General features: G+C 36.8%; 19 protein-coding genes and 1 tRNA gene. 8 read left to right on the forward strand and 12 right to left on the reverse strand.

Annotated elements, in window-relative coordinates; all coding sequences use genetic code 11:
- The first annotated feature begins 1,406 nt into the window (after positions 1-1,406).
- The gene (locus IPJ09_03205) at positions 1,407-2,393 is read left to right on the forward strand and encodes a hypothetical protein (protein ID MBK7370441.1); all 987 of its coding nucleotides are present in this window, start codon (positions 1,407-1,409) and stop codon (positions 2,391-2,393) included.
- Between the two features lie 45 nt (positions 2,394-2,438).
- On the opposite strand, the gene IPJ09_03210 is transcribed toward IPJ09_03205, so the two are convergent.
- From IPJ09_03210 to IPJ09_03230, 5 genes are read right to left on the reverse strand one after another with little or no spacing between them, the layout of a single operon-like run.
- Positions 2,439-4,763 carry a DEAD/DEAH box helicase family protein gene (locus tag IPJ09_03210; protein MBK7370442.1) on the reverse strand — a complete coding sequence of 775 codons (2,325 nt, stop codon included), beginning with the start codon at positions 4,761-4,763 and terminating at the stop codon, positions 2,439-2,441.
- Complete coding sequence (locus IPJ09_03215; GenBank protein ID MBK7370443.1) at positions 4,760-5,485, reverse strand: phage Gp37/Gp68 family protein; 726 nt, start codon at positions 5,483-5,485, stop codon at positions 4,760-4,762. The genes IPJ09_03210 and IPJ09_03215 overlap by 4 nt, the downstream gene beginning before the upstream one ends.
- Positions 5,485-6,600, reverse strand: a complete 1,116-nt coding sequence (tcmP, locus tag IPJ09_03220; protein ID MBK7370444.1) for a three-Cys-motif partner protein TcmP — start codon at positions 6,598-6,600, stop codon at positions 5,485-5,487. Before tcmP ends, IPJ09_03215 begins: the two co-directional genes overlap by 1 nt.
- Position 6,601: 1 nt before the next feature.
- Positions 6,602-7,837, reverse strand: a complete 1,236-nt coding sequence (locus IPJ09_03225; GenBank protein MBK7370445.1) for a restriction endonuclease subunit S — start codon at positions 7,835-7,837, stop codon at positions 6,602-6,604.
- Positions 7,834-9,300 carry an N-6 DNA methylase gene (locus IPJ09_03230; protein MBK7370446.1) on the reverse strand — a complete coding sequence of 489 codons (1,467 nt, stop codon included), beginning with the start codon at positions 9,298-9,300 and terminating at the stop codon, positions 7,834-7,836. The genes IPJ09_03225 and IPJ09_03230 overlap by 4 nt, the downstream gene beginning before the upstream one ends.
- A gap of 491 nt (positions 9,301-9,791) precedes the next feature.
- Between IPJ09_03230 and IPJ09_03235 the strand changes: the two genes are divergently transcribed.
- Positions 9,792-10,670, forward strand: a complete 879-nt coding sequence (locus tag IPJ09_03235; GenBank protein MBK7370447.1) for a hypothetical protein — start codon at positions 9,792-9,794, stop codon at positions 10,668-10,670.
- An 88-nt stretch (positions 10,671-10,758) separates the two neighbouring features.
- On the opposite strand, the gene IPJ09_03240 is transcribed toward IPJ09_03235, so the two are convergent.
- Positions 10,759-11,787: a hypothetical protein gene (locus IPJ09_03240; GenBank protein ID MBK7370448.1), complete on the reverse strand. Its 1,029-nt coding sequence runs from the start codon at positions 11,785-11,787 to the stop codon at positions 10,759-10,761.
- Between the two features lie 803 nt (positions 11,788-12,590).
- Here IPJ09_03240 and IPJ09_03245 point away from each other — a divergent pair.
- Positions 12,591-12,914 carry a hypothetical protein gene (locus IPJ09_03245; protein ID MBK7370449.1) on the forward strand — a complete coding sequence of 108 codons (324 nt, stop codon included), beginning with the start codon at positions 12,591-12,593 and terminating at the stop codon, positions 12,912-12,914.
- 68 nt (positions 12,915-12,982) lie between these two features.
- Positions 12,983-13,306, forward strand: coding sequence for a hypothetical protein (locus IPJ09_03250; protein MBK7370450.1), 324 nt, complete (start codon positions 12,983-12,985; stop codon positions 13,304-13,306).
- A gap of 494 nt (positions 13,307-13,800) precedes the next feature.
- Here IPJ09_03250 and IPJ09_03255 read toward each other — a convergent pair whose 3' ends face one another.
- The 3 genes from IPJ09_03255 to IPJ09_03265 form a co-directional block, all read right to left on the reverse strand.
- A complete protein-coding gene (locus IPJ09_03255) occupies positions 13,801-15,108 on the reverse strand; it encodes a hypothetical protein (protein MBK7370451.1) in 1,308 nt (435 codons plus the stop codon).
- A 310-nt stretch (positions 15,109-15,418) separates the two neighbouring features.
- The gene (locus tag IPJ09_03260) at positions 15,419-15,673 is read right to left on the reverse strand and encodes a hypothetical protein (protein MBK7370452.1); all 255 of its coding nucleotides are present in this window, start codon (positions 15,671-15,673) and stop codon (positions 15,419-15,421) included.
- A 195-nt stretch (positions 15,674-15,868) separates the two neighbouring features.
- Positions 15,869-17,107 carry a site-specific integrase gene (locus IPJ09_03265; protein ID MBK7370453.1) on the reverse strand — a complete coding sequence of 413 codons (1,239 nt, stop codon included), beginning with the start codon at positions 17,105-17,107 and terminating at the stop codon, positions 15,869-15,871.
- A gap of 277 nt (positions 17,108-17,384) precedes the next feature.
- Here IPJ09_03265 and IPJ09_03270 point away from each other — a divergent pair, with 277 nt between their 5' ends.
- Positions 17,385-18,062, forward strand: a complete 678-nt coding sequence (locus IPJ09_03270; protein ID MBK7370454.1) for a DUF4918 family protein — start codon at positions 17,385-17,387, stop codon at positions 18,060-18,062.
- Between the two features lie 10 nt (positions 18,063-18,072).
- Here the strand turns inward: IPJ09_03270 and IPJ09_03275 are convergent, their stop codons facing one another.
- From IPJ09_03275 to solA, 3 genes are read right to left on the reverse strand one after another with little or no spacing between them, the layout of a single operon-like run.
- Complete coding sequence (locus tag IPJ09_03275) at positions 18,073-19,254, reverse strand: class I SAM-dependent rRNA methyltransferase (protein ID MBK7370455.1); 1,182 nt, start codon at positions 19,252-19,254, stop codon at positions 18,073-18,075.
- Entirely contained in the window at positions 19,254-19,592 is a 339-nt protein-coding gene (locus IPJ09_03280) for a hypothetical protein (protein ID MBK7370456.1), read from the reverse strand. Before IPJ09_03280 ends, IPJ09_03275 begins: the two co-directional genes overlap by 1 nt.
- A gap of 11 nt (positions 19,593-19,603) precedes the next feature.
- On the reverse strand, positions 19,604-20,746 hold the full coding sequence (solA, locus tag IPJ09_03285; GenBank protein ID MBK7370457.1) for an N-methyl-L-tryptophan oxidase: 1,143 nt from the start codon (positions 20,744-20,746) through the stop codon (positions 19,604-19,606).
- Between the two features lie 182 nt (positions 20,747-20,928).
- Here solA and IPJ09_03290 point away from each other — a divergent pair.
- The 3 genes from IPJ09_03290 (at position 20,929) to IPJ09_03300 (ending at position 22,331) form a co-directional block, all read left to right on the forward strand.
- A tRNA-Arg gene (locus tag IPJ09_03290) sits at positions 20,929-21,000 on the forward strand.
- 129 nt (positions 21,001-21,129) lie between these two features.
- A complete protein-coding gene (locus IPJ09_03295) occupies positions 21,130-21,552 on the forward strand; it encodes a hypothetical protein (GenBank protein MBK7370458.1) in 423 nt (140 codons plus the stop codon).
- Between the two features lie 5 nt (positions 21,553-21,557).
- On the forward strand, positions 21,558-22,331 hold the full coding sequence (locus IPJ09_03300; protein MBK7370459.1) for an RsmB/NOP family class I SAM-dependent RNA methyltransferase: 774 nt from the start codon (positions 21,558-21,560) through the stop codon (positions 22,329-22,331).

Here is a 22,331-nt window from a genome sequence, read left to right on the forward strand (position 1 = left end):
TGCAATCTCTCAGACAGTTTATGTTACAAAGACAGGGAAAAAATATCATATAGAAAGTTGTAGATATTTGAGTAAGACTTCATATTCAATTAGTCTATCCGATGCGAAGAATAGGGGATATGATGCTTGCAGTGTGTGTAAACCAGTTTCAATTATTAAGACAATCCCACCTGCTAATTTGAAACAAACTGATAAAAATGAGACTCCAAACAATACCATTGCGACAAGGCAAGGCACAAGATCTGTCCAATGCTCGGCCAAGACAAAAGCAGGTTCTCAATGCAAACGGATAACTACGAGTTCAAATGGCAAGTGTTGGCAGCACGGGGGCAATTAGGCACGACAAAAGGTTATTGATAAGATGTACCCCTTAAATCATGTCCAGATTCTCGTATCAAGCTTTTTTGATTCTTACTTCTAACTTCAGAGTAATAATTTAAACTTGTGAACTCAAGATTTGAATAAGAATATTACTACTTTTAAGCAGAATAGAGACCATTGCAAACTTTTAGCCATGTCATAAATGTTAATTCTTTTTTATTGTGATCATAAAAAACAAAATATTATGAAAGTTAGTCTTATAGTTAAATTAATTTTAATAAGTATTCTAATAGTTTTCAATATCTACTTTTTGAGCTTTTTTTATTCGTGGTTTGCATACATGTCTAGAATTCATATGAGGCAATTTGGACATAATACTTATTTCTGGTCATATATACTTACGAACTCATCACTTTGGGATTTAATAAGAGCACCATTAGCAATTTTCACGATGGTTATAGATTGTGTTATTATCTTCAAATTAGCTAAGAATGCATTACAAGGAAAATTTGATTGATATCTCGCAAATTCGCATTAGAGGAACTTTTTTTAAAATTAGAGGGTATATCCTTATTTATTTGTCTTTACTTTAAGGTTGCACTAACGGATGCTGTCCAGAATGGTTACACCGTTGGCTATGCTGGTTTGAATGATGAGGAAAGATATGTGGAACGACTGAGATGGTTATGGAAGAGTTAGCGAAAATACACAATGTAGAGATTGGAGAAATAGATGATGATAAACAAAACTTAGCTTAAGTACATCTTTGCCCTTTGTGAGGTTTTTGAATTTTCAAAATTTAAAACAATGCATTTTAACTCATAAAGAAAAGATAAGATCAAAATGCTTAATTTTCATAACTAAATAAGCACAAAAAGTAAGCGACCACTCATAAGAAAGGAACAATTTTAAATACCTCAGATAAATGGCAAGATAAGCGATTAACTTTCGAAACAAAATGCTGGCAGGAATTCAAAATGATGATAAAGAAACAAAATGTTTGAACGACCAATACTAGACAAATTTCCAAATCTATTTCAATTCGAAGTTTATTAAATATTAAATCAAGCCCATAAATTATTCTTATGTATTTACATACACAAAAAGGTAAAATAGGATTAAACAGAATATTTCCTGATTCATGGAATCAAAAAGGCGTAAAATCAAGAATAGCATTCACAGCCTTTGAAATTACTCTACCAAAATCTCAATATAAAATTAATGATGATCCTATTAAATTAATTACTGCCACTTATATTATTATAATATTTTATGGTAAGTTAGAATTTCCAAAAAAACATAAAATGTATTCATTTGGATCAGAGAAAGCTAGTGTGTCCATAAAGAACACTATCTCAGAAATAGGATTTTTGATGGTATGTTTCATGCGGGACGAAGAGTTAAATATTCAAAGTTTACAAGCAGAAATTGTATTAAACGGCTATGCTGGAATATCTTCTTTATCTTTAGGCAAAAATGCTATATTGAGACATATAATTACAAACAGTACTGATTATACTTATTATAGTCCAATACAATTTACGGTTTCTGGAAGAGTTCATGGAATGCCTTTGTTCGAAGATATATCTGGAGCATTTATTTCAAATGATACTCTAATAAAAGCAGGTGAATTAGTTGAAAAATTGAACAAAAATTACATACGTAATAAAATTATACTCTCTACTAATTGGTATCTAAAGTCATTTTCAATGGAAGAAACTGACAGCTTTATTGCAAAGTGGATTTCTTTAGAAACTTTGTGCATGAAGAAATCTACTGATATTAAACCAATAAGGCACATCCTCTCCAAAGTCTATACCATTAACATGGGAGAAATAGATAAACTATTTGCGATTGGTCAAATTTTTGGATTAAGATCCAAGTTAGTCCATAACGGGTACAGAATGCCTATTGATAATAAACTATTAAATCTTATGGACTATTTAATTGAAGATTGCCTCTTATATATACTAGATGCCTCACCAAAATTTCAAGCCAAAACCTTTATAAATCAAATTGGTTTAAATGTTATGGAACATCTAAAAAGTGTCCATAAATTACTAATTGAGTAATTTATGTGCAATAGATTAAATAAGATCTGACAGTTGGGTTAAATTTTATCCCACCCTCTTATCATACAAATATCGCTGAAACTCAATAAACAAATCCCTAACCTTAGACAGATCACCTAGGACTGTCCCTGCATCCTCAAAAGACTGATATTTATTGGTTAATAGAATAGGTAGTTTTTCTTGGTCTAGCTCTTCTACACCTGTTTCGATGTACTTGCTTAATACAAACTCTATGAACTCCTTTTGCTTGTCATTGAGTAAGGCAAAAATGGTGGCTTGGGCAGCAGCGACTCTGGCTTCTCTGGTCATGGGCTTGATTTCACTGTTAAAGACATATTCCAGCACATCAAACAGGTCACTTTTTTCAGCATCGATAAGCTTTTGTAAGGTGTTCAACTCTTCTTTGCCAAAGCCCGCTTCGTCTAATTTCTCTAATAGGGTGCGTCTGGTGAGCGGATTGCTCCAGATAGTCCGAAGCTCTTCTTCGCTTTTAAAGAAGTCTGGAAGGCTGCCAAATAGATTGTGGAGGAATTCTTCAGCTGAAATAGGCTTTCCTTCGGAACTCCAGAATGAGGTGGACATCATGTACTGAATCTCTCGCTCTTTGCCATCACGTAGCTTAACCTTAATTCTTTTAGGAATCTCTCGTTCGGAGGGAGGAACAGTTGGATCAATAGGTTTGGGAGGATTTGGATTTGGACCAGGAGGTCCAACTGATACGGGTTCTACTGGTTCGCCATCCCATTCGGGGTCCGCAAAATGATGGTAAGCATCGACAAAATCATAGATCGTGAAGAATTCTTTGCCGTCAAATAACCTAGTACCTCTACCGACTATTTGCTTAAACTCGATCATGGAGTTAATAGGACGCAATAAAACGATATTCCTTATGTTCCTTGCGTCAACCCCAGTAGACAGCTTTTGAGAAGTGGTCAAAATAGTAGGAATGGTTTTTTCATTATCCTGAAAATCTCTTAGATATAGCTCTCCAAGATCACCATCGTTGGCTGTGACACGGACGCAGTAGTTAGGTTCCTCTGATTTTTTGTATTGATTTATAAGATCTCTGATGACGGCAGCATGATCCTGGGTAGCACAAAAAACAATCGCTTTCTCATTTTGAATGCAGTTGTCCAAATACAATTTTACCCTTATAGCTTCTCTGTCAAGAATTTCGATCCTTTTATTAAAATCTGGCTCTGTGTACAATCTACCTTGTTCTATTTCACCCTCGATGACCTGATCATCGCTGGTATAGATGTAGTCATCCAGGGTGGTCTTAATACGCTTTACTTTGAAAGGGGTCAGGAAGCCATCATTGATACCCTCTTTGAGTGAATACACATATACTGGATCTCCAAAATACTTATAGGTATCTACATTGTCATTTCGCTTAGGAGTGGCTGTCAAACCTAATTGAACGGCTGGAGAAAAATAGTCCATAATGGCTCGCCAATTGCTTTCATCATTAGCACCCCCACGATGACACTCATCGATGACTATAAAATCAAAATAGTCAGGTGGATATTCTCCAAAGTTAGGTGCAGCATTATCATCCTGATCAACGCCCGACATAAAGGTCTGAAAGATGGTAAAGAATATATTGCCATTAGTAGGGACACCACCCTTTTTTCTTATTTCATCTGGTTTGATTCTCACCAGGGCATCTTCAGGAAAGGCAGAAAATGCATTGTAAGCCTGATCAGCTAATATATTTCTATCTGCTAAAAACAGGATACGGGGTCTTCGACTACCATCAAACCTTAGGTTCCATCGGGTATGAAACAGTTTCCAAGCAATCTGAAATGCGATAGCTGTCTTGCCTGTGCCAGTGGCGAGTGTCAATAATATGCGATTCTTTTTAAAGGCGATAGCTTCTAAGGTCTTGTTTATAGCTATTTCCTGATAATACCTTAACTGCCAAGTACCACTACGATCTTCAAATGGTATGGCAGCGAACTTTTCTCTCCATTCATTTTGACTGGTAAAAGTCTTATTCCACAGCTCATCGGGTGTCAGATATTGGTCTACAAGGCCCTCCTGGCCAGTACTAAATGAGATACTATAGATAGCTCTCCCATTGGTGGCATAGGTGGTATCCAGGTCAAGTTTCTGAGCGTATTCTTTTGCTTGGGCTACTGCCTCACCAACCTCCTGCTGATCGCTTTTAGCCTCTACAATGGCCAGCTTTATTCCTTTGTAGACCAATACATAATCTGCCTTTATTCTTTTAGCTCTCAGCCCACCAGTTTGAATCCTACCAGCGGTGATGTAATATTCACGAAGGATTTTAGAGCCTTCTACAACGCCCCAGCCGCAAGCCTTTAGCTTGGGGTCTATGAGTTCTGCTCGTGTTTCTGCTTCGTTCATTCTGTTTCTATTACTTCCGGCATTTCCAAATATTTTTTACCATTCAGGAGATTACCTGTTTTCTTTTTATTTGTTCCACCCCATTGTTTAAAGAAAAACGCTATATCTGCCTGTTTGCATTGTTCCTTAATTTCCATTACCCATTCTTTTTTCATTGGGCGTGGAGTTCTTCCGCTCTCACCACCCACAATCACCCAATCAATTCCTTTCAGGTTCAAATCTGATAATGGACTGATTAGCGGCTCACAACTCAAAAACTTTGTTCTTGCATTCGTTTGGCGTAATAAGTCAATACGTTTCATGAATGTTTTACTCTCAACAGAAACACCCATCCAAATGTTATGTGTCCATTCTAACAAACCTTCTTTGTCGTAATACAAAAGCACATCAGCTCGTTTGGTCAAAATCTGAAAAACGTGTTGCGGATTCTCTTTCATTACCCTGAACACCTTTTGAATGAACTCAATAGGTACATCTTTATGAAATAAATCGCTCATTGAATTGACAAATACCATTTTCGACTTTTTCCAAGTGTATGGCGTTTTCAATTCATCTTCGTGAATAGCCAACTCAAACCCGTTGGCATATTTTTCAACGCCCATTGCTGTCAGGCGTTTTGCCATTACTTCGGCATAGCAGAATTTGCAACCTGCGGAAATTTTATCGCAACCCGTTGTTGGGTTCCAAGTCATTTCAGTCCATTCTATGCTTGATTGTGCCATTACTTTAATTTTATAATTGCCTTATTCGGATTTTCTTTAAAGTTAGAATAACTTATATAAAATGCCCCTTTAGGTGGTCGATTTCCTGTCTCATCTGTTACATCTAATGAATCTTGCAATGATTTTAAAATTTCAGTGCCATGCTTTGGTAAGTATCTATTGTGTATTATAAATTCAAACAATTCTCCGGATGTCTTTGATCCACTTTGAAGATATTTAATAATTAATTTTTGCAACTTATCGGTGTTTGCAATCTCACTTGATTGACTGAATAAATTATTCGTTTGTACCCCTTGCCAACCTCTTCCGTCTTCTCTATCTATCTTCCATTTTGCTTCTAACATTTTTAAATATCCTAAAGTATTAGAAGTAAAAAAGAATAGACAAAAAAATTGGTTTAATTCCCGTTTGATAACGAATGAATCTACAAAAACATTATCCCCCAACTTGGATTGAAAACCATTCATTACAATGTCAATAAATTCTAAGCCATCTACCCCCCTTATCTTATCTGAAATCTCCAAGTCTTCCATGAATCTTATTAAGCATTCAGGAGTTCCATTGTCCTTAAATCTATACATGTGATGAGTGGGCATGAATAACAGAACTTCAGTTTTCCCAGTGATTGTCAAATCGTAAATGTCATTTAAAGAAACCTCACTATATCCATACGGGTCAATAAATACAAACCCTCTTTCATTATTGAATTGATTTATTTCCTTTCTTATTTCAGCAAGAATAGCCTTATAATCTTCTGTACGATATTTGATCGCTCCAAAATTAGAAATGTCTAATTTCTTTGCGGTTATGTTGTTTTGTAGGTTAGTTATTTTTTGTTTATCCAAGTCATTAAACAAACAATTAAACTTTGTGGGTTTGTTTCTTGGTCTTGCAACTGATTCATGCGCATTAACTATCTCATTCAAAAAAACAATTGGACTGCCTTCACCTCCATTATCATAAATGCCTGGTCCACTGAACAAGTCATATAGAAATACTGCTTTAATCCAATCCGCATTTGATAAAATACCAAGATAGGCAGATATGTATTCTTTTAAAAGCCTAACCTTTGCAGCAGAATGTTCATACATGATACTTTTTGATTCGTGTTCCATATTAGTTAACGCTTTCCAATTTTTCAATTTTCAACTCCCCCGCAAATGCCTTTTGCAAGATACTCTTTTTCAGTTCTTCCAAATCCTCTATTTTCTTTTGATACACCGATTCCAGCTTTTGCGTTTCGGCTCGCAGGGCATCTAATTGGCGGACGATGGTTTGTTGTTCTTTGAATGGAATATAGGGGAAGTTGAAATTTCTTAATGACTTTAAGGAAACCGTTTTCTGTGCTGTTCCTGTTGCCGTTTCATTTGCTTGTGAAATTGCTTGTGGAGATAAAATCCAATAATAAAGCAATTTGCTATCAAGTTTTTTACTTGGTCTGATTAAACCAATGTGTCGTTGAAAACAAAATCTGAAATCATCTTCAATCAAAACGGGTATTCCGTAAGAACCTGTAACGGTGTAAAGAACATCTCCTTTAATTGGTTTTTTATTTGGCTTTAAATCATCATAGTATTTCTCTGGCACTTTGAATGTGGCAGAAAAGTCAATTTTATGGGTCTGCTTATTGATATTTGAAATGGTAATGAATGGTAAACCAAATTCAGATTTAGGCGGAGGCATATGGTCGCCATCTGAAATATCAGTAGCCATTTCAGAAAGTTTCACAAACTCCCAATCCCCATTCTCAAACACCCCTTGCAAATAACTTTCAAAAAGTTGTTTGGCGTTTTTGAGGTTTTGTTCGGCATTGGCTTTTGCCTTGGCTATGGCGGCAAAGGCTTTATCTAATATGGCTACGATGCGTTGTTGCTCGGGAAGGGGTGGAAGAGGGATTTTAGTATTTCTGATTTTTATTTGGGATATATTAGGTTGTGCTCCACCAACTGCTTGTGCAACTAAATCTTGCTTTTTTGAAAGAAAACAGTAAAATAAATATTCTGGGATTGTTTTTTCATTAGGTAGTATGCCACACACAGCTTGATTTGTGCAAGCTTCAAGTTTTAGAATACCAACTTGCCCAGCTGTTGCTCCATACATTGCGACAAGCACAGTGTTTATAGGAAACAACTTTGCAGATGAGTTTCTTAATCCCTTCTCAGTAATGTAATTTTTAGCTTCAAAAACTTCACCTTGGCTTACTTCACCACTCATTAACCAAGGAATAGTTCCACCTTCGTAATAGTCTTTATGTGCTTTTAATGGTGTTCCACCTGCACCAGTATCACAGACCTCACCTAGCTTTTTTAGTTCCCAACCATTCGGCAGTCTCAGCCCCTCGTCTTGTATCATATTAGTTCCAAAATTGAGTTTAAAATATCTGCACTTTCCTCGTCCAGTGCTTTCATTTCTTCCAAAATCTCCAGCGGTTGTCGTAAAGCGGTTTCTTCTTTTTTATTAGGGTTTTTTGAACTCAAATCATAAGTAGTTTGGTCAATGTCTTTTATATTAATGCTCCAAGAGTTTTCGCTGTCCTTTTTTGTTTTTTGTAACTCAATGAAGTCGGCTAAATCTTTTTCATTTAAGGCATTGGTCTTGCCGAGGTTTCTATCAAGATTTAGTTGGTAAAACCATATCTTTCGGGTAGCACTTCCTTTTTCAAAAAACAATACCACTGTTTTTACCCCAGCACCCGTAAAAGTGCCTCCAGGTAAATCCAACACAGTATGCAGGTTGCAACTTTCTAATAGTTGTTTACGCAAAGCCACAGAAGCATTATCAGTATTACTCAAAAATGTATTTTTAATAACCACACCAGCCTTACCACCTGCCTTGAGTATTTTAATAAAGTGTTGTAAGAACAATGAAGCTGTCTCACCCGTTTTGATCGGGAAGTTTTGTTGAACTTCGGCACGTTCTTTACCTCCAAAGGGAGGATTAGCCAAGACAATATCGTAACGGTCTTTCTCTTGGATATCAGCAAGGTTCTCGGCAAGGGTATTGGTATGGATGATATTGGGAGCTTCTACTCCGTGCAGGATCATATTCATAATGCCTATAATGTACGCCAAGGACTTCTTTTCTTTACCGTAGAAGGACTTTTTCTGAAGGGTTTCGATGTCCTTGGTAGTAATGCTTTCTGGCTTGCCTTTGCTATGTCTGAGATATTCGTATGACTCACAGAGGAAGCCTGCACTACCTACTGCACCGTCATATATTTTCTCTCCGATCTTAGGTGCTACCACTTTGACTATGGTCTTAATCAATGGCCTGGGGGTGTAATACTCTCCACCGTTGCGTCCAGCATTACCCATATTCTTTATCTTGTCCTCATAGAGGTGACTCATCTCGTGCTTTTCTGCATGTGTGCGGAAACGTAGCTCATCGATGCGATTAATCACCTCGCGAAGATTGTACCCACTCTGAATGCGGTTTTTTAACTCACTAAATATCTCTCCGATCTTGTATTGTATCGTATCTGCACTCTCGGCAGAGGTCTTGAACTTCTTGAGGTAAGGGAAGAGCTTATTGTTTACAAAATCAGTAAGGTCATCACCTGTCATGGCTTTGTGATGATCCAGATTGCCAGTTTTGTCTTTTGGCATAGCCCATTTGCTCCACTGATATTGTGGCTCAATGATGGTATCATAGGTCTTGCCAGCAAGTTCTGCGGCTGTTTTTTTGTCTTTTTCGAGATCATCCAGGTACTTTAAGAATAGCACCCAGGAGGTCTGCTCTACATAGTCGAGTTCGCTACCGCAGCCTGCATCCTTGTGGAGGATATCGTCGATGTTTTTGAAGGTTTGTTCAAACATGGATTGGGTTCGGTTTATTGATCCGAAGGTAAGAAAATGAATGGTTTTAGGGTGGCTAGTCTTGCAGGAGGGTTTGAAAAGCAATATTTGGGCCAAATTCTGACTAATATTGACCTCTAGTACCTCGTGAGTACGGTTCAGAGAGGCTTTCTTTGATTTTTAATGGTATGCCATCCAACAAGAGGTCGGATCGCTCAAAACCGACAAATAAAAGGTCCTCTGAATGAGCCAAAATACTGACAATAAACTAAATTTAGACCATCATAATGATAAAATGGATATCAATTGAATAAAATTTATACTAAAATGGCATTAATTTTAAATATGATAAACGAAAGATAGGCAATGAAACCAGAATTTCCGAAACCATTGATAAAAGATGGATAGACTATTTCGATCAGACCAAATTAATCTGAAAGACCATTCCTGAAATTACGGAAGTTTAGTGTTAAAAATTCCCACCATCACAAAGCGCCCGAAACATAGCTGTTATGTTTAAAAAAATGCAAAATTTCATGATTGAAAAATTCAATGCTTTGCTAAGAATGAAATTCAAGAAAAGTTCTAATCCGAATCTTTTTATTTGGCTAGGCCTTAGTGCTCTGAGTATTATTATCTATTCAATTAATCCTATCTTCTACCTAAATGAAAATCAAACCCTCTATTTGTTTTCTTCAGCTTCACAGGTTATTGCGGCAATTTTTGGACTGATTATTACTGGTTACATTTTCTTAAGAAATGAACTTGATCGAAAAGCAGAACGGGATGAAACGTTGGAAGAGATCATTTTTCTATTAAAGACAGATTATTTCGGTTCTATCAAAAGCATTAGTATAACGACTTTAATTTCTATTGCGCTTTGCTTTTTAGTTATCGTTGCTGAAAAGTATCAATATGCAAGTCTTTTAGATTATTTGATCAATTTATCTGTGGCTACAATTTTAACAGACCTAATCATTATAGTTTCATTTGTGATAAAAATATTGAACCCGAATAGTATTGAGTTGGCAAGTAATAAACTTAGAGATATTACAACGAAGGACAAGGCGAATGAAAGCGGCAGCCTCGAAGCTTTTCTAATGCACTACAATAATATTGAATATATACTTGAAAAATACGGTACAATTATTGTATACCCAGATGTTACTGATTATGATAGTGCGAAAAGAAAAAGAATTGCTAAGTCTAAACTTGTTAATATTTTATATAAGGAAGGCAAAATTAATTTGCAGCTAAAAAACAATCTAATTGAATTAATTTCTTTTAGGAATAGTTTAATTCATGGAACCGACCTTTTCGTTTCAATAAGAGATGTTGAATTGTCCAATCAAATTTTAGTCGATTTAAAAACAAGTCTTGGTGTGGCATGATGCTACTTTGTCTATTATCTATGCTTCATCATTGCATAAACAGCGAATTTATAGCGAATTTTTAAATTGATCTTTTAAGGATTGTGGCTTAATCTGTTCCAGAAGCTTTAGATTGATTCATTCTTTCTAACATAATTTTATATTGAATATTTCTTACGTTCATACTTTCTATTTCCTGTTCCCTTATTACTGAGTCAAAGACAAAATCAAAACAAAATCTGAGTTGCTCTATGGAATAATGTTCTTTCTTCAATTCTTCTACATTATAAACTTCAATCCGTATATCATATTGATTATTTACGTTTAGCGATGCTATTTTCGTAGCAAATGGGGCAATTTGTTTGAAAATAAAATATGACTTAACATCATAACCTAGCAGAATGACTTTTTTAATGGATATGATCTCTTTTTCTAATTCAGATATTATTTTTCTCATGATTTTAAATGACCCCTCAAATGTCTTTTTAATATTATGGTCAGTTATGTTCATAAAATTGGAAGGTAAATCAGGTTTTGGGGTATAAGGCGAATGCATTTTAATTCCAAAACGATCTCTGTAATCAAGTGCTTGGCCTTCGTATTCACAGAATGCCTTTGCTAAACTAACTAACGCTTTATCGAAATCCTTGGCCATAATTTGACTTTCAGCTTCTATCATATACTTTTTGATAATTTTGTCATTAATTAATTCGGCCATAGAAACATCCTCCAGATGTAAATCAAATATTAGAGGAGTAAAAGTCTTAATTAGCCGTTCTGATTCTTCATATAATGACTTAATATCTGTATCATCAATAAAAATGCTTGTATGTTTTAATTGATTTCTTAATTCATTGAGTTTTTTAATGTATTGATTACTAATAGTTTGCGATTTATTCGCTATCAAATATTTATTGATTTCAAAATGATAGGTCTCAAGAATTTTGGCATTAGGCTTCTTAATATATAATTCCAATTTCTCATTGGCTAATTGAAAATAGATCTCTACTAAATCATGCAATGATAAAATGGCTGTTGATGAAAATGGTCTGGGCAATCCTCTTTGATTATTAGCCTGGTACAACAAATATTTTATGTATATCAATCTTTGGAGTACGGAATCTGATAATTTATTCATATTCAAAAATTCAAGAGCACATTTACAAGTTAGATAAAAAAAGTAGAAGGCAGTTTAAATTATATATTAGATTATAAACGGTACACTAGCCTGCTTTTTCAAATTTATATGAGAGAAGTTCCCTATTGACAAGGCTTCACCACTCTGATAAGTAGTACAACCTTTATTGACATTACAATTCCCAAGGTTTTTCTGTGGTCATCTCCTGATCTGCTAACCTGCGATAATAGGTCTTTTAGGATGCCTCTAAGGCTTCTCCTGGGGCCGTAGTAACGACGATTTTTATACGGTTAAGGGAAATGGTCGAATGGCAACATGGATCGCTTGTAGAGCTTTTTTTTGGGTCTTATTATAGCTTTGAAATTAGCAATATTTTGGGCCTTGTCCTTTTATAGATCCTTCAACATTGCATAAACAATAATGAAGAAAGATATGACCAATACAATTGTAATCAACTTAGGCCAAGAATATACCCTTCTTTGGGTAGGATTGACCCACATTTCTATCAAATTTGAGGTTTCAAGTCTAATAGACCTTTGAATGTTTGGAATAGTGTGTATTAGGCTAATTTATGAATATGAGAATCATCCTACCTTTTTATTGGATTGCTGCGATACTTATCTTAATGCTATCGGAATGCAATGACCCAAATGAATCCAGGGTTGTATTGAACAATGAATTTTCATTTACAATCCCTTTCCAAATGAAGCCAATAGTGAGCTATTCGATGTAGTACATGAAGTAAATCCTGATGTCATTGGATTCTACTTACTGGACTTAAAGGATATGTCAAATACTCCTCTATGACAGTGTCTTGCTATACGGCTTCTGAGCCTATGTCACTAGATGAAGCATTTTTTAACGAGACTGTCGGTGCGGAACCCGATAATTTGGGCTCTCTTACTCAAGGATACAAGTTGATTTCATTTAAGCAATATAACAAGGCTGGTAAATCACTTTATCTAAAAGTATCCAGTCCCATTGAAGGAAAATGTAGTGTCATGTATTACTTCATGAAGGATAATCGGAGTACATCTTTGTATGAAATAAAGGTGGTGGGTGATATGGGTGAAAAAGAGAGTCTTAAGGAATGTGCGGAGGAAATTGCATTGAATGTCAGACTGTAGCTAAGAATTTATTCTTTAAATCGTACAATTGTACATTAACTTTACCGCGCACCTAATTTAATTTAATCATGAGAGACAGGTTTAGTCAAGTTAATTTTGACCCAAATTATTGTATTGTTTGGCTGGATGAAGGATTGATGCTTGGTGTAAATACGACAAATTTAAATGATATCGAAATATTTTATAGAAACAAAGGGTGGTTTAACAAATGGAATACTATAGATCGAGATACTAGTTTGGAAACTCTAAAAGCTGTCAAGGATCGAGTGATTAATTGTGCTGGAAAATCATCTAGAATGATGAAAGGTAAGCTGCCTATTGTAAACACTCACATTTTGCAATTATCGGCTTTATCAATAATGCAAGAAAGGATAAGAAACTGCAAATCTTGAAAGGCTAAATGACCTCTAATTAATGCGATTGAATTAGAACCCTGAAGATTAAATAAATGAAAGAGAAAAGAAAAATCAATATCCAAGATGCAGTTTTTTGCCAAAATCAGAATCTTTGGCCCAAATCGGAAGCCGCCGCCCATTAACTCAGCCTTAGAAGCTATCCAATGAAAGAAAGTGCCTTCTTTGTAAATTCCGCTGAAGCTCACCCCCTATCCCGTTTCAAGCTGACCCCAGTATTCCAGAATAGTACAAAGGAAAAATCAATGAATTTTGAATATATCAGGCTAGTAGTCAATAATTTAGATAATATCGGCTCTTAATTATGTGATTGAATGCCCTTAAGGCTTCATATGAGCCTCTGTGGGCGACGATCTCTCCGTAGTTGAAGGGAATGGTCGAATTGTAGTCTAAATCGCTCGTAAAGCATTTTTTGAGCCCTCTCTATAGTAATAATAACGGAACTACAGATTTATTAAAGTTGCTCACTTGACTTAGGCTGCATCTACCTGGATATTACTACAAATAGACTGGCAAATAGGTATCTCTTTACCATGTTTTGTCTTAATGTGATAGCCTGCTAGTCCAAAGATAAGATCTAACTCCAAAGCAAATATCTCTTTTACCTTCTGATAGTCGCTCACTTTACATAAAATAGAGTCATGCTTAGGTAGCACAGATAGTCCATTTTCATATAATTTGGGCAAACAAGTTTCTATAAAGATTTTACTTTCCAGCTCCTGAAGAATAATGGGTAAATAATCATTGCCAGCTATGAAAGGAGTTTTTATACTCTTGTTTTTTGAGTGGGTATATCTTTCCAAATCTGGATTCATGCCTGTTCTTTCATGTTCGATGAATAGCTTTACAAGCTCATTTTTAACGCTCTCCATCAATTTTGAAAGATCGGGAAAGACCCTATAAAAGGCCTCTTTCTCGTCGCTGGTATACTTATTGCTGGAATAAAGTGTCTTGATGAAACTATTTTTAGCGTATTGCCGTCTTTCTTCAGGAGTTTTATCAGGCAGTTCCGCTGATAACTGATTGGCAAAGTATTCATATAATTGACCTTGTTGGGTTGTCTCAATAAATACTAAAATATCTGAATGGCAAGCAGCTTTATCAGTCAATAGCGAGGGGAACAATAATGGTATTAGCCGATTGATAATATCAACTAGAAAACTATCCCCAAGGATAGTTTTATTATTACTAATTGTTTTATTTATTATATATCCTAATAATAGTGGTTGACAGTTACTTAAATCAAGTTCTGTTAATCTTTCGTTATCTATCTTAAGTACTCCTAATAGTTCAGATGGTATTGTTGTTATATTGTAATGTATTCTATTATTTGTATTGCTTTTACTAATGTAGTAGAGATGATTTTCAATATAAAATAAAGCAGTTCTCATTTCATTCCTAATATTAATTTGTTCAAATTTGAGGTACTGTTCTATATTATACTTCTTAAAGCTCTTCGAGTAACGCTTTTTTCGGTATTTGTAACTTAGTTTATTGTTTTCAACTCTAAATTTCTTAGCTAGTCTATCTTTGGATCTTGACTCAATTAAGTTATCAATAATTTGAGATTCATGATCAATTTTCAATTTATTCAAGACATCCTTAATCTGAGTGCAAACGATGGTGTCATCGACTTTTAGGTCTGCTGTAGTGATAAAGTGCGGGATGTATTCTACATCATCTTCCAACCAATTTGGTGAAATTCTGTAATGTTTACATTTACGCTTCGCAGTACTGTATGTTGTATTATTTGGTAGTCTTTTTACTTCAATAACCTTCAAACTTTCAAGTTTAGTCCAAACAGTACTGTATTTTTTAGTAGGTACTATTTTTTCCTTTCAGGGTGTACTATATGGTAAGTGATGTGCCATCGGAGCGCCATTCCGAGCGTGACTATGAATCATAGAAGTAATGATTTTTAGAGCATTATTATATGCTCCCTTTTCAAACTCCAGCTTTAATTTATCGATTAAGAGCTTTGGCACTGGGACTTCAATAGATAGCTTTAATTTATCCTTCATCTTAATTGCTTTTGAAGTGAAGAAATAGCCTCAATGTGGTTATACTTTTTAAGGCTTTTGATTCGCTCATCTATTCTTGGCGGTCAAACCTGGGTGAACCATCAAGGTCGAGTTTATTGAGCTTCCCTATTCTTGCCCATAAATCCACTGTGGATAGACCTATATTGAGGTATTTACTAACCTGAATCCTGGTTAGGTATCTGGTATTACCCAGATCAAGTTTTGAAGTTGGAGATTCAGATTCCTTCTCAATAAGGACCTCTTCAATAGCTGCTTTGAATTTGGCTATTAAGCAATCGACGAGCTGTTCTGTGACTATATTCATAATAATAGTTTTTAAAAAGAGATACTTACTATTCTCCTTTTATTTCTATTATAACACAGACTTTTTAGAAAAAACCTTTCAAAATTAAATCCTAGTTAGGATAAAATTATATGATTGATTATCAACAATTTAAGAGATGAAAAAAGGTGAAAAAAAGTTGATTTTTCGGGAACTCCCTTTTTTATTGTTCGAGAATTACTTTGTAAAAAACGCATGTTTAGCCATTAGCAAGGCATTCTCTTCATTATCGACCTTGATGTATTTTAGGAAGACTTCCGGCCTTTTATGGCCAGTAATGCGCATAATGCTTAGCATAGGTACTCCGGCTTTATACGCATTCGTGGCGAACGACCTTCGGGCCGTATGAGAAGAGACCATTTCATACTTTTTATATGACTCTTCATACATCTTACCACCTCTATGTTCTCTTTTTATTATTGTTTCATTTATACCTGCTGATTCACACAATTCTTTTAGATAATCGTTCATCTTTTGATTACTGATTGGCTGTGGAAGTATATTGTCATATTTCGTTAGTATTGGATCAACAAGCGGGTGCAGTGGAATGATTAGTCGATCCTTTGTTTTTTCAATAGTCGTATCAAATATTTTTACTCCGTCAAGCGATCTTAAATTTTGAGGCTTTAGGATGGAAAAGTCGGAGTACCGGAGTCCTGTATATGAACCAACTATAAATAGATCCCGTACTTTATCTAACCTTTCATTTTTGGATAGGTCGAGGACTATTAGTGCTTGTAACTCATTTTCAGTTAGATAGATATTATCTGCTACCGTCTTTGAGACACTAATCTTCCTGCTCTTGTATTCTAAATTCTGATTGTAGCCCCTTTCCGTCGCATCATTAAGCATAGTACGAATAGTAGTCAATATCTTATTTATATGATTATTTGAAAAGTCTTTATCATACAGATACTGGATAAACTTATGAAAGAAATCTACGCTGAGATCCTCAAATCTTATAGTTTTTGCTCTGGCAAACAGATTAAAATGCTTTTTTGCGGTGTTATACACTTGTACAGATCCGGTCTTATATTGTGAAGATTTACTACGTTCTTCTACAAATTTGTCAATGAATGAACTAAAATCTTTTACAGTCGATTGTGTTAGCTTGCCATGATATAGGTGGTCCATTTCGCTTTTGAATGCAAGAGCTGTCAATGCCTTATTTCCTGCCTTATACTTCCTGGCAATTTCCGTTGCCATAGATTCTATCTTATCCAATTCAAAATTAATAAAGGAATGCTCCATGAAGTCCTGTGTAGCTTTAGCTCGGAGTGCTTTATAATTCCAATATCTTGGCGGGATTTTTAACCCTGTAGAGAATACTAATCTTTCTTTAAATGGACGGTATATAAGTGAGATTAAAGTCTCCCTTTCAGCCTTATTCTTTAAATTGAATCTTGGTTTGTTCATGTGACAAATTTATATAGTTGTCGAAATAGTTGTCGCATTTATTAGTCTATATTGCCGGGGATAGGTCTATAAACTTCAATAATTGGCACCTTTTGAGCTCTTTTAGTGCATTTTAGGACTAATATAGAATAAAGGTTATGGTTCCTGTCTCTCCGCAGTGAGCCTTTTGAAATAGTAACTTTCAAAAGGCTTTTTTAATTTTATGAATAGTGCCGCTTCTTCTCATAATATACATCTATTTGACTGATCTACAGTATCTTACCATCTCGCTTTGATTATGAAATCCACTAAAAAGTTACATGCTCCTTATATCCTCAGGCACCATTTTGGATTAATAGATCAGACTGTAGGCCTAAAACTGCCAAAAGGAGTGGAGTGGTTAGTCCCATACTCCCAAATGGATACACGGCGCACAATGACCGCCTATTATAATAAGTACTACCTGGATAATCAGCCACGAATTATGATTTTTGGGATCAATCCAGGTAGATTTGGTGCCGGTCTTACAGGAGTACCCTTTACTGATCCTATCAAATTGGAGGAAGAATGTGGTATTCCTAATAATTTTTCAAAAAGACAGGAATTGTCAGCCCAATTTATCTACAAAGTGATCCATGGCTGGGGTGGGGTGGAACTGTTTTTTAAATCCTTCTATATCAGTTCTCTTTGCCCATTGGGATTTGTCCTCCACGGCGTCAACTACAATTATTATGATGATAAAAAACTACAACAGGCTGTAGAGCCATTTATACTCCAAAATATTCGGGATCAGGTGGCACTGGTACAAGGGAGAACAGATATCGGCTATTGCCTGGGGGAAGGTAAAAACTTTGCTTATTTTGAAAAAATCAACGCTGTGCATCATTTTTTGATAAAATCGTTCCACTTCCGCACCCGAGATGGATCATGCAATATCGCAGGAAATCGATGGAGACATTTGAAAATCTGTACGTAGAAAGACTGGCTCAATCTTCGATATAAAGCAAAAGCCCTTTGAGATAGGAGCCTTCCGGATGATATATATTCGTCGGATGATCGGGGCCCTGACTCAGATGTTGCAAAATTTTGACTTTTCTATTTGAATCCAGGGCAGCTGCCAGGACAGTTTGCTGGAAGAGTTCTCTGTCCATCACCTGGGAACAGGAAAAGGTAAATAAGAAGCCACCTGATTTTACTTTTTTGAGGACTTTGGCATTAAGGTTTTTATAGCCAATGAGGGCCTGATGTCTTTTGTTGAGGCTTTTGGCAAATGCAGGTGGGTCACATATAATGATATCGAAAAGATCACAATCGCGGATATATTCATTGACATTTTGGCAATAGCTTTGGTGGGTAACTCCAGTATTTTTAATGAGCGCTACATTGTCCTCTGTCAGTTCGATTGCTTTGGCAGAGACATCCACAGATACTACCTCCGTAGCACCACTTTCAAGGGCATAGATTGAAAATCCACCACTGTATGAAAAGAGATTAAGAACAGATTTTGCATGGCACCTCTCTGCCAATATTTTTCTATTGGCCCGCTGATCGAGGAAAAATCCGGTCTTTTGTCCGGTGACCCAATTGACTTTAAAACGATAGCCATGTTCTATGATGAGCGTTTCCTGTGTTTCTCCCAAAAAAAACTCATTTTCAATCACGGAGGATTGTTGTCCCAGTGATTCTTTGCTTTTATTATAAATCGTTTTAAGTCTTCCTTCAAAGACGCTAACCAGTGCTTCTGCGATCTTTTCTCTAACCTGATACATTCCCATCGTGTGACATTGGATGACAGCATGTACTCCATATAGGTCTATGATCAGTCCCGGCAAGCCATCACCTTCCCCGTGCACCAAACGATAAGCATCCGTCTTCGGATCGTCAGTGAGTCCAATCGCAGCTCTGAGTCTGAAAGCTGCAAGTATAGTCTGGCTCCAAAATTCGTCTGTCCAATCCTGCGCTCCAAACTGAAGCACCCGCACTGATATATTGGAATCGCTAAAGTGGCCAAAGCCCAATCTCTCTCCATTGGATGATTGAATGATGACCAAATCACCTTCTTTGGGTGTGCCGGTTGTTTTCTGAATGCCTCCGGAGAATATCCAGTGGTGGTTTCTCCTGAGAGATGCGTCTCTGCCGGGTTTGAGTATGATGGCTGGTAAGTTCATTATTTTTCTTGAAGGTGGAGTCTATGCATGATCCGATGGAAGACCGGTGTCAATACCAGGCCAAAAAGTCCTATCAAAATCACACCGGAAGATATGGCATAGACCGAAGCAAAAATTTTGGCCCCATCGGTAGTCAATGGATCCACCGGTCCCATGCCGCCAAGAATCATAGAGGCGTTATAAAGTGCATCTATCCAGGCCAGCTCGGCGATGAAATGGTAACCCAGGATTCCCAAGGCCAAAGCAAGTCCCAATATCATCAAAGCATAAGCGATGGTGGTAATCATGCGATTGATGAATATTTTTCTAAGAGCAAGTGGTTGCGATTTATGTTCCATCTCAGAATGAATTATTGATAGAACCTGGACAATCCCAGGAAATCTACCTTTAAAGTATGAGTTTGTTCGAGAATTTTTTGGGCTAAAATCTCACCGATCACAGGTGCAAACTTAAAACCATGGCCACTAAATCCCGCTGCGAACACCACGCGCTCCTTAGATCCCGGGAGGTAATCTATGATAAAATGCTCATCCGGTGTATTTGTATAAAGGCAGGTTTTGTATTCGATTTTCGAATGCTGAAGTTGAGGCATATATCGGTGTATAAAATATTTCATCAACGATTTATCGTGTTCGGTGATATGTCTGTTTACGTGATCAGCATCGGCAGGTTCGCCCGGCACATGTAGCGCAATTTTGATACCTGTCGGTGCATCAGGTTGACCTGCATCATGAATCGGAAAACCATAAAACATGCCATAGTCCTGATCATGAATGAACCAACAAGGAAAGTGTGGACTACTGTATTTTTGAACTTCAGGCGTTTGGACCCAAGCCAGGGTTTGTCGGGTTACATTTAATGGAAGTGCATGGTCAACAAGGATGGTATTGGTCCAGGCACCTGTAGCGAATACAATTTTCTTAGCTCTGTATTGATCTTTGTTCGTTGTCACTAAGAGGTCATCACCGGAATTTTGCCAGGAAAGTACTTTTTCATTCGTTCTGATAGTGGCACCTGCACCTACTGCTACATTATAAAAACTGGTTATAGCTTTATGGACATCGAGAAAGCCAGCATCTGGCTCCATAAAGGTATCCCAATCTTTTTCTATACTAAAAGGATATGTTTCTTTATGACTGATTTGATGCAAAGGGATATTATACAGTTCGCTTGATTGCCTACAACCTGTCAATACTGAACTAGTTGAGGCTCCCATGTACAAGATGCCTGTCTCAAAGTACAATTGAATGTCAGCGTAAGATTCCAGCGAGCTCCACAGATCATAGCTTCTTTGTAACAAGGGTACATAGTCCGGATGCTCATAATACGCTTTGCGGATAATGCGCGTATAACCGCTATGAGAGCTGAGGTCGTTTGGAATAGAATATTGTTCTAAAGCCAGAACATTGAGCCCTGCTTGCACCAGGTAGAAAGTTGCCGCTATGCCCATGGTGCCGGCTCCGATCACGATCACATCATATTTGTCAGGCATGTAATAAGGGCTTTCTAATGATTTAAACTTAAAAATCGAGTAACAAAAGTAGGGAAGGGTGTCTTTATTTAAGTAATTCTAACAAATCTATTGATTATCAGATTAATTATAATGAGAAATGAATCAGAAAAATATTGGAAAACTGCCGTAGGAAGGAGATATTTGCGCTCCCAATGTGCAACGGTCCCGTAGTTCAATGGATAGAATAGAAGTTTCCTAAACTTTTGATACAGGTTCGATTCCTGTCGGGACTACATTTTAAAGGGTTGATTTTCATGTGCTTCAATCTATAAAGTAACTTTTGAGGTTATTTGCGATCAAAAAAACCTCCTTAGAGTTATTCAACATAATGTTAACCTCATTTTTTGCAATTTTGTCCTTTAATGTCAAGCCAATACAAACTTCATAGACCCCTTGCTTTCTCTATTGTACAATCTTTGGAAGAAGTCCTACTCGAGCATAGACCTGTAGATAAGGTGCTCGAGCGTTGTTTTAAATCAAATCCCAAATTTGGAAAACGTGATCGGGGGATCATAGCGGAAAATGTCTATGATATCACCAGGCATTATATCTCGATCCTGCATGCCATTCCGGGTAAAACAGATTTTTGGTCTGTGCTGGGTGCCTGGCTGGTCATCAACGGCCTGGAACTACCGGAGTGGCGGGAGTTTAAAGCGACCGATAAAAAGTCGATTTTATCCAATTATCGCGAAGGAGTAAAGTCACCTGCCATCCAATATTCTATTCCTGAAGTACTGGATGAGCATGGACGCCAACAGTTGGGGAAAGGTGGTATAAAGAAATGAAGGCCATGCACCTGCCTGCATCCATGGTGCTCAGGGTTAATTCTCTTAAGGCGGCGACCCCAGAAGTGACCAATTATCTAAGTGATGTGCTGATCAAATACAAGGTATTGGACAATAAACATGGGGTCGAAGTAGAACAAAGAATGAATTTGTTCGCAAGTCAAATATTTAAAGAAGGTTGGGTCGAAGTACAGGACTATGCTTCGCAACAAGTAGGTTTATTCGTGAAACCCGCTCCCGGTGATTGGGTGATAGATGCATGTGCAGGAGGCGGTGGCAAAGCCCTGCACCTGGCTGCTCTGATGCAAAACAAAGGGAGAATCGTTGCCCTGGATACCGATCAATACAAACTTGAAAATCTTAAAAAAAGATCCAAAAGGGCAGGTGCCCAGATCATTGAAGCACGTTGGATTGAAAATAATAAGGTCATCAAAAGACTGGAAGGTACAGCTGATAAACTCTTGCTCGATGTACCCTGTAGTGGATCCGGTGTGCTACGACGCAATCCTGATGCTAAATACAGAATCACCCCTGAATACATAGCAGACCTCAAACTCAAGCAAGAGCATATCTTGCAAAGTTATAGCCGTATGGTCAAAATAGGTGGTGAGATGGTCTATGTCACCTGCAGCTTATTCCCCGAAGAAAACGAAGACCAGATCCAGCTATTTTTAAAAGCCAACCCAACATTTCAGTTGGTAGAAGAAAAGCATCTGTGGCCATCGGAGTTTGGGTATGATGGATTTTATATGGCCAAATTGACCAGGGTAGGTGTCTAG

It is taken from the genome of Saprospiraceae bacterium, assembly GCA_016709995.1.
Lineage (GTDB): Bacteria > Bacteroidota > Bacteroidia > Chitinophagales > Saprospiraceae > JADJLQ01.